Origin of the sequence: Caproiciproducens faecalis, assembly GCF_019448085.1 — a bacterium.
In the GTDB taxonomy this organism is placed as follows: domain Bacteria; phylum Bacillota; class Clostridia; order Oscillospirales; family Acutalibacteraceae; genus Caproiciproducens; species Caproiciproducens faecalis.
In genome coordinates this window covers 75447-88627 of sequence record NZ_JAGFNZ010000003.1, presented here as the reverse complement: position 1 = coordinate 88627, position 13181 = coordinate 75447, and the positions used below count along the sequence as shown (strand labels likewise).

At 52.0% G+C, this 13181-nt stretch carries 11 protein-coding genes; 5 read left to right on the top strand and 6 right to left on the bottom strand.

What is annotated here, in order from left to right; translation table 11 throughout:
* Nucleotides 1-136 precede the first annotated feature (136 nt).
* From J5W02_RS09135 to J5W02_RS09115, 5 genes are all read left to right on the top strand, one after another.
* Nucleotides 137-1525, top strand: coding sequence for a CitMHS family transporter (locus tag J5W02_RS09135; protein WP_219965385.1), 1389 nt, complete (start codon nt 137-139; stop codon nt 1523-1525).
* A 67-nt stretch (nt 1526-1592) separates the two neighbouring features.
* Complete coding sequence (locus tag J5W02_RS09130; protein WP_219965384.1) at nt 1593-3014, top strand: NAD(P)H-dependent oxidoreductase; 1422 nt, start codon at nt 1593-1595, stop codon at nt 3012-3014.
* 151 nt (nt 3015-3165) lie between these two features.
* Nucleotides 3166-3828 carry an aspartate/glutamate racemase family protein gene (locus tag J5W02_RS09125; RefSeq protein WP_219965383.1) on the top strand — a complete coding sequence of 221 codons (663 nt, stop codon included), beginning with the start codon at nt 3166-3168 and terminating at the stop codon, nt 3826-3828.
* A 43-nt stretch (nt 3829-3871) separates the two neighbouring features.
* Nucleotides 3872-5146, top strand: coding sequence for a 3-oxo-tetronate kinase (otnK, locus tag J5W02_RS09120; RefSeq protein WP_255575663.1), 1275 nt, complete (start codon nt 3872-3874; stop codon nt 5144-5146).
* Nucleotides 5143-5739 carry a class II aldolase/adducin family protein gene (locus J5W02_RS09115; protein ID WP_219965382.1) on the top strand — a complete coding sequence of 199 codons (597 nt, stop codon included), beginning with the start codon at nt 5143-5145 and terminating at the stop codon, nt 5737-5739. Before otnK ends, J5W02_RS09115 begins: the two co-directional genes overlap by 4 nt.
* Nucleotides 5740-5838: 99 nt before the next feature.
* Here J5W02_RS09115 and J5W02_RS09110 read toward each other — a convergent pair whose 3' ends face one another.
* The 6 genes from J5W02_RS09110 to J5W02_RS09085 form a co-directional block, all read right to left on the bottom strand.
* Complete coding sequence (locus tag J5W02_RS09110; protein WP_219965381.1) at nt 5839-6948, bottom strand: extracellular solute-binding protein; 1110 nt, start codon at nt 6946-6948, stop codon at nt 5839-5841.
* A 73-nt stretch (nt 6949-7021) separates the two neighbouring features.
* Complete coding sequence (locus tag J5W02_RS09105) at nt 7022-8674, bottom strand: ABC transporter permease (RefSeq protein WP_219965380.1); 1653 nt, start codon at nt 8672-8674, stop codon at nt 7022-7024.
* A gap of 2 nt (nt 8675-8676) precedes the next feature.
* Nucleotides 8677-9831 (bottom strand): ABC transporter ATP-binding protein, encoded by a 1155-nt coding sequence (locus tag J5W02_RS09100; RefSeq protein ID WP_219965618.1) that lies wholly within the window; start codon nt 9829-9831, stop codon nt 8677-8679.
* A 56-nt stretch (nt 9832-9887) separates the two neighbouring features.
* A complete protein-coding gene (locus tag J5W02_RS09095) occupies nt 9888-11150 on the bottom strand; it encodes a zinc-binding dehydrogenase (protein WP_219965379.1) in 1263 nt (420 codons plus the stop codon).
* Between the two features lie 25 nt (nt 11151-11175).
* Nucleotides 11176-12108, bottom strand: a complete 933-nt coding sequence (pfkB, locus tag J5W02_RS09090; protein ID WP_219965378.1) for a 1-phosphofructokinase — start codon at nt 12106-12108, stop codon at nt 11176-11178.
* 226 nt (nt 12109-12334) lie between these two features.
* Nucleotides 12335-13087 carry a DeoR/GlpR family DNA-binding transcription regulator gene (locus J5W02_RS09085; protein ID WP_255575662.1) on the bottom strand — a complete coding sequence of 251 codons (753 nt, stop codon included), beginning with the start codon at nt 13085-13087 and terminating at the stop codon, nt 12335-12337.
* Nucleotides 13088-13181 lie beyond the last annotated feature (94 nt).

Here is a 13181-nt window from a genome sequence, read left to right as displayed (position 1 = left end):
ACTACAATTTTACTTCACGGACAAGACCGGATATAATAAATTCACACAATAATTTCCGGAAATGTGCAGTTAATTTGTCAAAAGATTAAAAATGGCGGGTAGTTCGATTCCGCCATTAAAAAAGGGGAGCAAAACTATGATTACCGTTCTGGCATGGTTGATGATTATTGTTTTCATGGTTCTGATAATGAAAAAGAAGATGCATCCGTTCGCGGCGATTGTGTCCATTCCACTTCTTTTTACCATTATCGGAGTGTTTTTCGGCCTTTATAAAGAGGCCGCGGCAACTGCTTACAAAATGGCGGCGAGCGACGTAACCTTTGGGGATCAGTTCAAGCTGCTGGGCGACTGGATTGTTCAAGGGCTTACCAAGGTTTCCCCCACCGCGTTTATGCTGTTTTTCGCAATCCTGTTCTTCTCCCTGATGCTGGATGTCGGCTTGTTTGACCCGATCACCAAACTGGTCATTAGGCTGGCAAAAGGCGACCCGGTAAAAGTGCTTGTGGGCACGGGAATCATTTCGGCGATTGTTTCTTTGAGCGGCGACGGCACCACCACCACGCTGATCTGCTGCACGGCCCTGATTCCGATTTATAAAAAGCTGAACCTCAAAATGATGAATCTGGGCGTTATCCTGATTTTAATGAACACCATTCTGAACCTGCTGCCGTGGAGCGGCCCGACCGCGCGTGTGATTTCCGTACTGGAAGGAATCAACGCGAATGAAATATTGCTTGCGCTGGTGCCCGGCATGGCCATTGCGATTCTTTATGTCCTTGGGGTTTCCTATTACCTTGGCCTGAAAGAGCGGAAGCGCCTTGGTATTCAGCATTTGTCGGACGAAGACATTGAGCTGCTGATCGCGCAGAACGCGACGGAGCAAAAAGCGCAGATCAGCACGAAACAGACTATTGCCAACACAGTACTGACCATCGGCGCTATGTTCTTCCTGATTTCGGGGACTTTCGAGCCGGTCTTTATATTCCTGGTGGCAACCGTACTGGCTCTGGTGATTAATTACCGCACCGTCAATGAACAGAAGCAAAAAATTCAGGACAGTGCAGCTGATGTTTTGCAAACCGTCATCATGATTGTCGGCGCGGGCGTATTTATGGGACTTTTCTCTTATTCCGGTATGTCCGACGCGCTGGCTTCCAGCCTGGTACATATTATCCCGCAGTCCTTCGGCCGCTACTGGTGCCTGATTACCACGCTGATTTCCGCGCCGGGCGGATTCTTCCTTTCAAACGACGGATTTTTCTACGGCGTTCTTCCCGTTTTGGCGCAAACCGGTGTTCAGTATGGCTTTACCTCGTTCCAAATCGGTTTTGCTTCCCTGCTGGGACAGGCCTTCCATATGCTCAGTCCTCTTACCGCATTCATTTACCTGCTGCTCAGCATGACGAAGCTGGACATGGGCGAATGGCAGAAAGAAGCGGGCAAATGGGCGGTCGGAATCTTTATTATCCTGATTATAACGGGGCTGGTCACCGGTTCCCTTCCCGTTATCAGCAATGTCCATTAGGAAATTATCTTTTAGATAGTTCGCTTTCAAACAAGAGACAGAGAGACAGGAAAAGGATGGATTACAATTGATTTACTATCAGCTTTATGAGAAATTCAGAAAAAAGGACCGCGTTCACGCCGCGGTAATCGGGGTTGGTGCGTATGGAACCGCGATTGTAACGCAGGAGAAATACACCCCTCACCTGACCGTGTCCGCCGTTGCGGACATTACGGCGGAGAATGCCAAAAAGGCATATGAAAAAGCGGGAATGGAGGAGGATCGTCTGGTCTACTGCTCAACCGCGGAAGAAGCGCAGAAGGAAATTGAAAAAGGAAATTATGTCTATACCGACAAAAGCGAAATCATTTCCAAAATCCCCGCAATCGACATTGTCTGTGAGAGCACGGGCGTCCCGGAGGTCAGCGCCAGATATACACTGGAAGCGATTCAGAACGGAAAACATGTGGCCGTGATTACCAAGGACTGTGACGTCAGCGTAGGCCCGATTCTCAGAAAGCTGGCGGATGAAAAAGGCGTGGTCTACACACCGGTGGACGGCGACCAGCACGGTTTGCTGATTCAGATGGTGGAATGGGCCAAATCCATCGGTCTTACGGTTCTTCACGGGGGAAAAGCCACCGACGGGGAATTCGTATATGACGAACAGAATGAAACCGTAACCATTTACACGGATAAACACATTCAGCCGCCGTATCAGAAATCCGTAAAAATCGCCCCGGAAGATAAGAAATATCTGGAAATGATCCCCGAGGGAAAAGTTGAGGAATACATTGAAAAACGCAAGGAAATCTTCAAAATGCTTCCCCGTCCGGGTTGCTTTGACCTTTGTGAAATGACCATTGCAGCCAACTACACCGGTCTGAACCCGGAGACGGACACGCTGATTCACGCTCCTTTAAGAATCACCGAAATTCCGGTGGCCTACTGCACGGAAAAGGACGGCGGCGTCTTTCAGAACGAGGGCACCATTGACCTGACCACCTGCTTCCGCAGGAAGGACGAGTCCGGGCTGGGCGGCGGCGTTTACCTGGTGGTGCGCTGCGACAACGCATACTCGAACTATATCCTGACCACGAAAGGCCAGATCGCCAACTATCAGGGCAGCGCGGCCGTCATCTACCGGCCCTACCACCTCTGCGGTGTGGAAACCTCCACTACCCTGCTGGCCGCAGGGCTTTTCGGGCTGAACACCGCCTCCAATGATTATCTGCCCCGGTACGACCTGGTCAAAGTCGCCGCGCAGGATATGAAAGCGGGTGAAGTTTTCGGCAACGACCACAGCAGTCAGCTGACCGCCAGAATCGTTCCGGCAAAGCCGATTGCGCCCGGCAACTACGCTTCCGCTCACCTGATTACGGGCAACCGCGCCAAAGTAGACATTCCCAAGGGGACGACCATCACCTACGAGATGGTGGAAGAGCCTGAAAATTCCACTCTGTGGGAGCTGAGAAGGCTGCAGGACCGCACCTTCCTGAAATCCAACTGAGAGTTACGCATTCCATAGAAAAATTAACAAAAATTGCTTTGGCAGAGGATGGAGCCGTTACTCCCCCTCTGCCAAAATGAACAGAACCCCTATTTTCAGAGCGGAACGGCGGGTTCCGCCGCCCGTACCGCTGCTTTTTACGGAGGTTAAAATGAAAATAGCAATGATTCACGCAACCGTCAGCGCCGTACAGCCCCTGACGGACGTATTCCAATCCATGGACCCGTCCATACAGATTGTGAATTATGTAAACGAAGAGATGCTGGCAAGGGTCAACCGGGACGGAAAAGTGGAAAAATCCACCCTGCGCGCGTTTGCCAATCTGGTTTTTTCCGCTGCCGAGTCAGACGCGGACGGAATTCTCATCGCCTGCAGCATTTTTTGCGCCTATGCTCCGCTGTTGAGGCAGTTCGTAAAGATTCCGCTGATCGCGATTGACGCCCCCATGCTGGAAAAAGCCTGTAAAGCAGGCGAAACCGTCGGGATTGTGGCAACCACCGCCGCGGCAGGCCCGACCGCGGAAAAACAGCTGCAGGAGCAGGCGGCCCGGCTGCACCGGAGCATTCGGACAAAAGTCAGGATTGTGACGGAAGCCATGGACGCGCTGAAGTCCGGAAACAACCATCTGCATGACGAAAAAATCGCGGCGGCGGCGGAAAGCCTGCTGGACGACGGCTGTGACGCTGTTGTTCTGTGCCAAATTTCCATGGCAGGAGCGAAACAAAAGGTTACTCCCGGCCGCCAAAGCAAAATCATGACCAGTCCGGAAGAGGGCGCGGCGGCAATGATTGCGCTGATCCGCGAAGGGAAGTAAAAGTAACCTGTTCCTATGTATTTCTATTTACCGGAGGTATTCTATGCAAAACAAGATGATATTGGGATGTATCGCGGATGATTTTACGGGGGCCAGCGACGCCGCCTCTTTTCTGGCCAAAGGCGGAATGCGGACCGTTCTCTGCAACGGAATTCCGCAGGACTCTTTTTCTGTTGAGGAGGGCACGGAAGCCGTGGTCATCGCTCTGAAAACCCGCACGGAAACAGCGGAAAAAGCCGTTTCAGAATCCTTTCAGGCTTCACAATGGCTAAAAAAAGCGGGGGCAAAGCAGCTGTATTTCAAATACTGCTCGACTTTTGATTCTACCCCGCGCGGCAATATTGGGGCCGTTGGCGATATGCTGCTGGAAAAGAATTCGATTCCTTACACGGTTCTGTGCCCGTCGCTTCCGATCAACAAACGGACTGTCCGCGACGGAAGCCTTTATGTGGATCAGGTTCCGCTGTCGGAAAGCCATATGAAAAACCATCCCCTGACCCCCATGTGGGATAGCTATCTGCCGAACCTGATGCGCGGTCAGAGCAAATACCCGTGTCTGGTTCTGGGCAGAGAAGAAATGAGCGCGCCGGACGAGGAAATCATTGCAAAAGTGGCGGCTTTCGCCAAAGAGAACCCTCACTTCTATGTGGTGCCGGAGTATGAGGATGACCGGGACGCGAAAAGAATCGTTTCCCTGTTCGGAAAACTGCCGCTGCTGACCGGCGGTTCCGGCCTGATGCAGCCGCTTGCCGAGGAATACACCCGGAGCCGCCCCAATCAGGCGGGAAATATCGCCCCAAGCACCGGAAAAGCGATCCTTGTCGCGGGAAGCTGCTCGGTTGCTACCCAGGGGCAGGTACGCTCTTTTCTGGAAAACGGCGGAACCGGCATTGTGGTAAACGCGTCCAAACTTTTGTCCGGAGAGCAGACGGCGGAAAGCCTGTGGCAGCAGGCGGCTTCTTTTGACACGGACAGCGTGCTGTTTTACAGCGCGGGCAGCGGCGGTAAGCCGGAAAAGGAAACCGGCGACAACCGCGAAGCGGAGCTTCTGGAGCAAACCATGGCGCGTCTGGCTCAGAAAGCGGTGCGCAACGGCTACACCAGAATCATCGTGGCCGGCGGGGAAACGTCCGGTGCGGTCACAAAAGCGCTCCATTACCACGCGTACCAAATCGGGGAAAGCATTGCCCCCGGAGTGCCGGTCATGGTTCCGCTGGAGCATCCGGAAATCCGGCTTGTCCTAAAGTCCGGGAATTTCGGGCAAAGTGATTTCTTTTTAAGAGCGCTGCAAATAACGGAAAAAGGAGCGAACTCATGAGCGACCGATTGGAAAAAAATCTGGGCGACGCCGTCCGGGTTGCAAAAAGCCTGTTTGAGCGGGGAAAAACCGCCGGTTCCAGCGCCAACCTCAGTTTTCGTGTGGATGATAAAATCTGGATCAGCGGCACCGGCACCTGTTTCGGTACCCTGCAAAAAGACTCCTTCTCCGTGATCGACCTGAACGGAAATCACCTGGAAGGAATCAAGCCCAGCAAAGAATTCCCACTGCACCTGTCGCTGTACCAAAAAGACCCCTCTGTCGGGGCCGTTCTTCATACCCACAGTTTTTACGCTACCCTTTGGTCCTGCTATACCGCAGGAAAAAGCCCAAGCTTTCCGCACTATACGCCGTATCTGCGGATGAAGCTGGGAGACATCGGGTTTGTGCCCTACGCGCCGCCGGGCTCACAGGAACTGTTTGCGGCTTTTTCCCGGAACCTGGATGACCGCCGCGGCTATCTGCTGCAAAACCACGGCCCGATTGTCGCTTCTTCCGACCTCCTCTCCGCTTTTTACGCTTTGGAGGAGCTGGAGGAAAGCGCGCACCTTGCGTGGGAACTGAGAAACGAAAACTGCCCGCAGATCGGCTGACCCCGATCCGCGTTTCCCATAACTTCTCAAGCGAAAGCAACAGAGGACAGCGATTGCTGTCCTCTGTTGCTTTATAATCCTGTATTGCATACTAAAATCTTATTTTACACTCTTCCACATGGTTGCCCAATGGTCAATAAGAGCAGTCTTGTTTTTGGCAAGATAGTCGAAGTCCAGTTTGACCAGACCCAGAGTATCTTCCTTCGGCAGACCGGAGTTTGCGCACAGGGAGTTTGTGCCGCGTCCGCCGGATTCCTTGGAACGGGCATCCTGGAACTCGTTGCTGGCGAGCAGATTCATCATTGCTTCTGCGGCAGCTTTGTTCGGGGCGCCCTTGACGATTCCGGCGCCGCCGGCCATTGCAGTGTTGCCTTCCTTCATGTAAACGCACTCGCAGTTGGACGCGCCGTCCCGAATCATGGCCTGTACGGTGGATTCATAGGAAAGACCGACCGCGTACTCGCCGTTGATAACGTCGTTGTATACTTCGGAAGAACTGGTGGTGCTGATTCCGTTGCACTGAACCATCAGCTGTTTAATGTAATTCCAGCCCGCTTCGTCATCAAACTTTTTGCCCATCGTGGCCAGAATCGTCTGAAGCTGACGGTATGCGCTGGAGGATACGCTGGGCTCCGCCAGAATGATCTTGCCCTTCAGCTTCGGCTGGAGCAGATCCTGATAGCCCTTTACCTCGACACCCAGATTCTTGCACTGGTCCTTGTTGACAATCAGGCACATCAGCTGAACATCATACAGGGTATAGAAACCGCTTTTGTCGTGGTACTGCTGCTCGGAGTCATTCACGGCCGTATACGGCTGCAGAATATCGTGATACTTGTCGCCGTCCGCTTCAAACAAGCCGCCAATCAGAACATCCGCTACCGGTGCGTTCGCTTCTGATTTCAGACGGGTGACCAGGGTGCCGACGGAGTCGGACTGGAATTCAATTTTGCATTTCGGGTAATACTTTTCCCACATTTCCTGCAGGCTCTGCTGCTGGGTTTCTTCCATCGTGGTATAAACATTGATGGTGCCGGTCACTTCGTCTTCACCCTTCGTCCAGTAGGGTCTGTCAGACGAGGAAGAGGCCGCCGCGCTTGGTGCCGCCCCTTGGGAAGCAGCCTTGGATTCGGTGGAGCTTGGGGCACTGCAGGCGACCATTGTCACCGCCATTGCCATTGCAAGGAACATACATAACCTTTTTTTCATTTCTCTCTCTCCTTTGTTATTTGAAAATACCGGGGTTTTCGACTCCCGAATATTTGCCCAAAATAAACCCGCTTTACAGCTTGACGTCCTCAATTTTGGTAAACTTCAAATAGATAAACAGGCAGACCACGGTAAAGACCGTCGTGACCGCGGCAAACACCGCCGCTACGCCAAAGGTTCCGCGAACAATCGCGTTATAGGTACTGACCGTAAGAGTAATGGTCTTATTGTTGTAGAGGATTACGCCGCTGGACATTTCCGTAATGATGGAAACCCAGCTTAATACCGCGCCGGAAATAACCCCGCTGGACATCATGGGAACCGTGATGCGCACCAGTGTTTTCAGCTTGGACGCGCCCAGACTGACGGCGGCCTCCTCAATGCTTTCCGGTATTTTCATCATGGCCGCTGTGGCGGAACGGCTGGTAAAGGGCATTCTTCGGATTACCAGCGCGATAATCATAATGGCCAGTGTGCCGTTGAGCACAAACGGTGATTTATTGAACGCAATGACAAGGGAAATACCGATGACCGCGCCGGGCATAATGTACGGCAGCATGGAAATGGTGTCGATTGCGTTGTTGAAAACATTTCCTTTTCTGACCACCAGATAAGCGATCAGAATCGCGACCACAATAATAATGGCAAGCGTGACCACGCTGATGACAATCGTATTTCCGATTGAACGGTACAGCATTTTCTGTATGGCCTTCTGGTAGTTCACAAGGGAATAGCCGGGGCGCAGAATGCTGTTGTTGTAGTTGCGGAAAGACATATTGATAATATAGATCTGGGGAACCAGCGCGATTGCGACCAGCAGATAGCAGAACGCGTGCATCAGGAACCCGCCCGCCCCTTTGGCCTCTTTTGGTTCAATGGGGTGGAGCGCGCTCATGGTAAAGCTGAATTTATTGGTGGCGAATTTCTGAATCAGGAAGATAACTCCCGTTACAATAATCGCAATAAAGCTGATTGCCGCCGCAAAATGGAAGTCGGCTCCGTTTTCGCTTAAGTACTCGTTGTAAATCAGTACCGGGAACGTCTGGAAGCCCTGCCCGATCAATGCCGGCGTGCCAAAGTCCGCGAAAGCCCTCATAAACACCAGCAGCGCCGCGGCCAGAATGGTGGGCATCGTCAGGGTCATCAGCACCTTGAAAAACCGCTTGACCCCTTTGCAGCCCATGCTTTCCGCCACTTCCATCAGGGAATTGTCAATATCCCGGAACGCTCCGTTCATATAGATAACCACTAGAGGGAAGAGCTTGAGCGTTTGAACCAGCACAATTCCGCCGAAGCCGTAGATACTGATTCCCGTAATGCCGAACGTTTTTAAAAAATTGGTGACCAGTCCGGAGTTGCCCATCAGCAAAATCCAGGAATACGCGCCGATGAAAGGCGCGGAAAGCGTGCAGAGCAGACACAGGACAAACAGCAGTTTTTTCCCTTTCAGCTGGAAGAACGTATAGAAATAAGAAAAGGGAATCCCCAGCAGCAGGCTGATGACGGTAACCGCGAGCGATACCTGAAAGCTGTTGCCAATGGTCTGGTAATAGTAGTTTTTACTGAAGAATTTCTGGAAGGCGTCCAGCGTAAATCCGCTGCCCTGCGTAAAAAAGGCCTCTTTCATCAGCCCGAAAATCGGGTAGACCAGAAACAGCAGGATCAAAGCCATGATTCCAAAGGAAACAAAACTCCAGAAACCCAGTCTCTTTTTCGTTGTGTCCATAATCAGCCTTCCTCCCCGTTTACCGCTTCAGCCGGGGCATCCGTGCTGTTGTTGACCCCTTCCATGATGCTCTTTGTGGTCTGTGCGTCAAACGCATTGGCTTTTTCCACATTCAGGGTCAGAATGATTTTGCTGCCGGGGGGCAGAAGCGAGTCGATGCGGGACTCCTGAATAACTTCCGCCTCTTCGCCCGTTTCCAGCTTAACAAAATAATGGGTGTTCAGTCCCAGGAACACGCTGTCCGATATGACCGCGCGGAGTCCTTCTTTGGGTGCGTTTTCCCCCGCCGGGTGAACCAGCAGCTCTTCGGGGCGGGCGGAAACCACCACGTCCGACTGATCCGGGGCGTTTTTCAGCACTTTTTCAAACGGCACACGGTATCCGTTCAGGAATTCCAGGTAGTGACGCCCGCTTTCCGTCAGAAATCTTGCTTTCAGCAGGTTGGATTTTCCGATAAAGGTTGCGACGAACAAATCCGCCGGCCGCTGGTAAATATCCTTCGGTTTTCCGCAGTGGTGAATGACGCCGTCCTTCATAACGGCTATCCGGTCGGAAATCGCCATGGCTTCTTCCTGATCGTGGGTAACGTAGACGGTGGTGATTCCCACGTCCCGCTGAATATTTTTGATGACCGTGCGCATTTCCACACGGAGCTTTGCGTCCAAATTGGACAGGGGCTCGTCCATCAGAAGCACGTCCGGGCGGATGACCAGCGCTCTGGCAAGCGCCACGCGCTGCTGCTGACCGCCGGAAAGCCTGTCCGGCATACGGTCAGCGTACTGGTCCACATGCACCAGCTTCAAAAACTTGTCCGTCTCTTCCTTGATGGTTTCCGGGGGTACTTTCTTGGTTTTCAAACCGAACTCCACATTTTTACGGACGGACATGTTGGGGAAGATTGCGTAATTCTGAAAGACCATGCCGATGTTGCGCTTGCCGGGGTCCATGGTGTTGATCTGTTTGTCGTTAAAATAGAACTCGCCGCCCTCAATGCTGTTAAACCCGGCAATCATCCTGAGCAGTGTTGTTTTTCCGCAGCCGGACGGCCCCAGAAGGGTAAACAGCTCCCCGTTGCGGATGTTCAGCGACAAATCGGGAATGACCGTGTTCTGCCCGTATTTTTTGACCGCATCCTTAATCTTGATTCCCACACTCATAACTACCTTCTCCATTCTGAAAAATCTGCACGCACTGATTCGTTTTCTCTATGTAATTAATCCGTTTGCTCCCATTCCTTGAGCAGATACTCCTCCGCCTTGCCACACCAGAGGCCGTTGTTCGCTTCCACAATATCCGCAAGCACGGCGAACCGTTTGTCTTCCCTGCCCTTTTCGCGGAAATCGCTGATTGCTGTCAGCGGCATTTCAATATGGGTATAGATGACCTTTTTTCCTCCGGGAATCTTCGGCAGGTTCAGCGTAGTTTCTCCGGCGCTGTCCAGTCCGCCAATGTGGGTGACCATGACCGCCGGGTTGATTCTGCCCGCCGCCGTCAGCTCCAGGGATTCGAGCATATCCGCGGTATTTCCGCCGGTAGTACCCATTACATGGGTGGAATTGTAGTGAACGTCGTAAAAATTCATCTTTGCGCTGAACTGCGGGTCGGTCGGGCCGGCAAAGAAGTTCAGGCAGCCGTCGCGCCCCAGAACCGCGGAGGCCAGCTCCACCACGCTGGGAACCGGCGCGTAGGAAAAGACGTCGTCGTAACCGCCGCCCGCCAGCTTTTTCAGCTCCGCCGCGGGATTTTCCATATTGGCCGTATTCACAAAATACAGCTCAATCCCGTCCTTCTTTGCTTCCTCTGCGGGGAACAGCGCTTTTGCACGGGCCAGCCGGTCTTCGTTGATATCGGCCACCGTAACAAGGGAGGGACGGCGGTCGCTGTGCAGCGCGTAGGTCAGCGCGCCCAGTCCCATGGGGCCGGCGCCCGCCAGAATCGCGAGGCTTCCGCCTTCCTTAATGCCCATATCATGGTGATAAACACCCATTTTTGTGTGGTAACAGGCGTGAAACGCGCCGATGGAACAGGACATCGGTTCCGCCAGAGAAGCTTCATAGTAGGATTTTCCCTTATACTCCAAAAGGCAGCCGAGTTCCATTACTTCATGAGGAATAATGCAATAGGTCGCGTCTCCCCCGAAGAATTCGTAGGAGTACCCGGGCGACCACATGGTTCCCTTATAATTCAGCGCGGGCTGCAATGTGAATTTCATGCCGGGGCGGAATTTGTCCTGATGCATTTTTCCTACCTTTATAATATTACCGGCAAACTCATGGCCCATAATCGTGGGGTGCTGGGCTACGTTGTCGGGAACACGCTTGTGTTTTTCCCCCAGAATCGCGCATTTGTAGGTGGACATGCAGATACTGTCGGACACCACCTTGACAAGGATCTCGTCCTCCTTAATCTCCGGCAGCTCGAATTCCTCCAGCCGCAGGTCGGACGCGCCGTACAGGCGCAGTGCTTTCGTTTTCATGATTTAACCTCCTATTCTATCCCAATCAATCCAATGACTGAACCTTTACCATCGGCAGCAGCTTTTCAATCGAGGAACGGCTTGCCGCCTGTGTGCCGGAACACATGACGCTCGCGGCTCCGGCCGCCATTGCCAGACGGAAGGTCTCCCGCGCAGTCATTCCGGTTTCTTCGCCGTAGGCGAAAGCGGCCACCATAGAGTCGCCGGCACCCACTGTGCTGCCCACGGGAACCCGCAGCCCCTCGGCATACAGAACTTCGCCCGAGGTAACCAGCAGCGCGCCGTCCGCACCCAGAGAAACCGCGGTCTTTTGAATGCCGCCGCGTACCAGCGTTTTTGCCGCTGTAATGATTTCCTCCAGCGAATTCAGGGAGCTTTGGAACAGTCTGGAAAGTTCTTCGCGGTTGGGCTTAATTAAGTAGGGCGCCGCTTCAATTCCATGTTCCAGCAAATCGCCGTCGGCGTCCAGAAATACCTTTGCCCCTGCCGCGGCGCATTCCAAAATCCAGTCGCGGTACAGGGTGCGGGGCGCGCCCGCGGGCAGGCTGCCCGCCAGTACAACAATGTCGTCTTTTTTCAGCCCGTTTTTCAGCTTTGCCAGCACGGCCCGCTGAACACCTTCTTCCATTGGGCTGCCGGGCTCGTTAATATCGGTATTGGTGCGGCGAACCGGGTCGATGATTTTTGTGTTGGTTCGCGTTTCCTGATTGGTAAACAAAAAATCGGGCTGCAGATTCCCATCTTTCAGGGCATCGGCAATTTTAGAACCCGTTGCTCCCCCCAATACCGCCACCGCGCGGCTGGTTCCGCCCAGCGAGGCAATTCCCTTGCTGACGTTGATTCCTTTTCCGCCGGGGTCGGCGCGCATGGCCGTGACCCGGTTCACCAGGTTCGCGGTGAAATTCGGGATTTCAACTGTTTTGTCCATTGCGGGATTGAGTGTAACCGTTGTAATCATAATGATCTCCAAAATATTGTAGAATATTGTCGAAAACTTATTGTTTTAAAACATGTAATTATAATATCAACAATTATGTTGTGGTTCAAGTGTTAAAATTTCTAATAATATGGTAAATTTTTTTACTAAATCTACAAATTTATTTTATTTTGCAAGAAACCGCTTTTGTTTTGATAAAACAAAAGCGGTTTCTCAAACATCATTATATTTTTGAAAGAATTATGCCTTACAAAACCTCAATTCCGTTGGACTGAAAGACTTTTTTGGTATCCGGGTCCAAATCGTCATCCGAAATAACAACGTCAATATCTTTGAGCGTGGCAAAAGTAAAAGTGTTGACAATTCCCACTTTTTCCGAATCCATTAATGCGACCACTTTTTCGGATTTTCGGATGATGGCTTTTTTCAGTTCGTTTTCATCTTCCACTCCGCAGTTAAAGCCCGTCTCCTGGCTGTACCCGGTCACCCCCAGAAAAGCGATGTTGAAATTGACGTTTTCAATCGCCTTGACGCTGCTGATTCCGTTCACGCTCAGGCTGAACCGGTTCATTTGTCCACCCAAAATGTGAATCTGGGACTGTGTCAAATGCGCCAGCTCCAGCGCGCAGCTGATTCCACCAGTAAAAATCAGGTAGGATTCATCGGGAAATACGCGCGCCAGCTCCGTGGTGGTGGTTCCGGAATCCAAAAACACGGAAGTTCCCGGATGCAAAAGCTTGATGGCTTTTTCAGTAATCTGCCGCTTTCTTTCTATATTGCGTGTGTTGCGTTTATAGAACAAGTCATCCGTTCCAATAACGACCTCCACCGATTTTGCCCCGCCGTAAACGCGGACGATCTGGCGGGTCTGATCTAAAAATTTCAGATCGTTGCGCAGGGTCATTTCCGAAACTTCCGGAAAGGTAGTCTTCAGTTTCGCAAAGCTCACTGCACCTTCACTGTTCACCAATTCTACAATTTGTTCTCTTCGCTGCTTCATTCTTCCCATCCTATCTTTTATAACAACAACAAAAGTTATTGAAACAATTATATAGCATGAAAAAATACTTGTCAAACGATTATGATGGTTTCAC

Coding starts and splice junctions, on each gene's coding strand:
- pfkB (WP_219965378.1), bottom strand. CDS start 12,108: ATGATTACAACGGTTACACTCAATCCCGCAATGGACAAAACAGTTGAA.
- J5W02_RS09085 (WP_255575662.1), bottom strand. CDS start 13,087: ATGAAGCAGCGAAGAGAACAAATTGTAGAATTGGTGAACAGTGAAGGT.
- J5W02_RS09095 (WP_219965379.1), bottom strand. CDS start 11,150: ATGAAAACGAAAGCACTGCGCCTGTACGGCGCGTCCGACCTGCGGCTG.
- J5W02_RS09125 (WP_219965383.1), top strand. CDS start 3,166: ATGAAAATAGCAATGATTCACGCAACCGTCAGCGCCGTACAGCCCCTG.
- J5W02_RS09100 (WP_219965618.1), bottom strand. CDS start 9,831: ATGAGTGTGGGAATCAAGATTAAGGATGCGGTCAAAAAATACGGGCAG.
- J5W02_RS09110 (WP_219965381.1), bottom strand. CDS start 6,948: ATGAAAAAAAGGTTATGTATGTTCCTTGCAATGGCAATGGCGGTGACA.
- J5W02_RS09105 (WP_219965380.1), bottom strand. CDS start 8,674: ATGGACACAACGAAAAAGAGACTGGGTTTCTGGAGTTTTGTTTCCTTT.
- otnK (WP_255575663.1), top strand. CDS start 3,872: ATGCAAAACAAGATGATATTGGGATGTATCGCGGATGATTTTACGGGG.
- J5W02_RS09135 (WP_219965385.1), top strand. CDS start 137: ATGATTACCGTTCTGGCATGGTTGATGATTATTGTTTTCATGGTTCTG.
- J5W02_RS09115 (WP_219965382.1), top strand. CDS start 5,143: ATGAGCGACCGATTGGAAAAAAATCTGGGCGACGCCGTCCGGGTTGCA.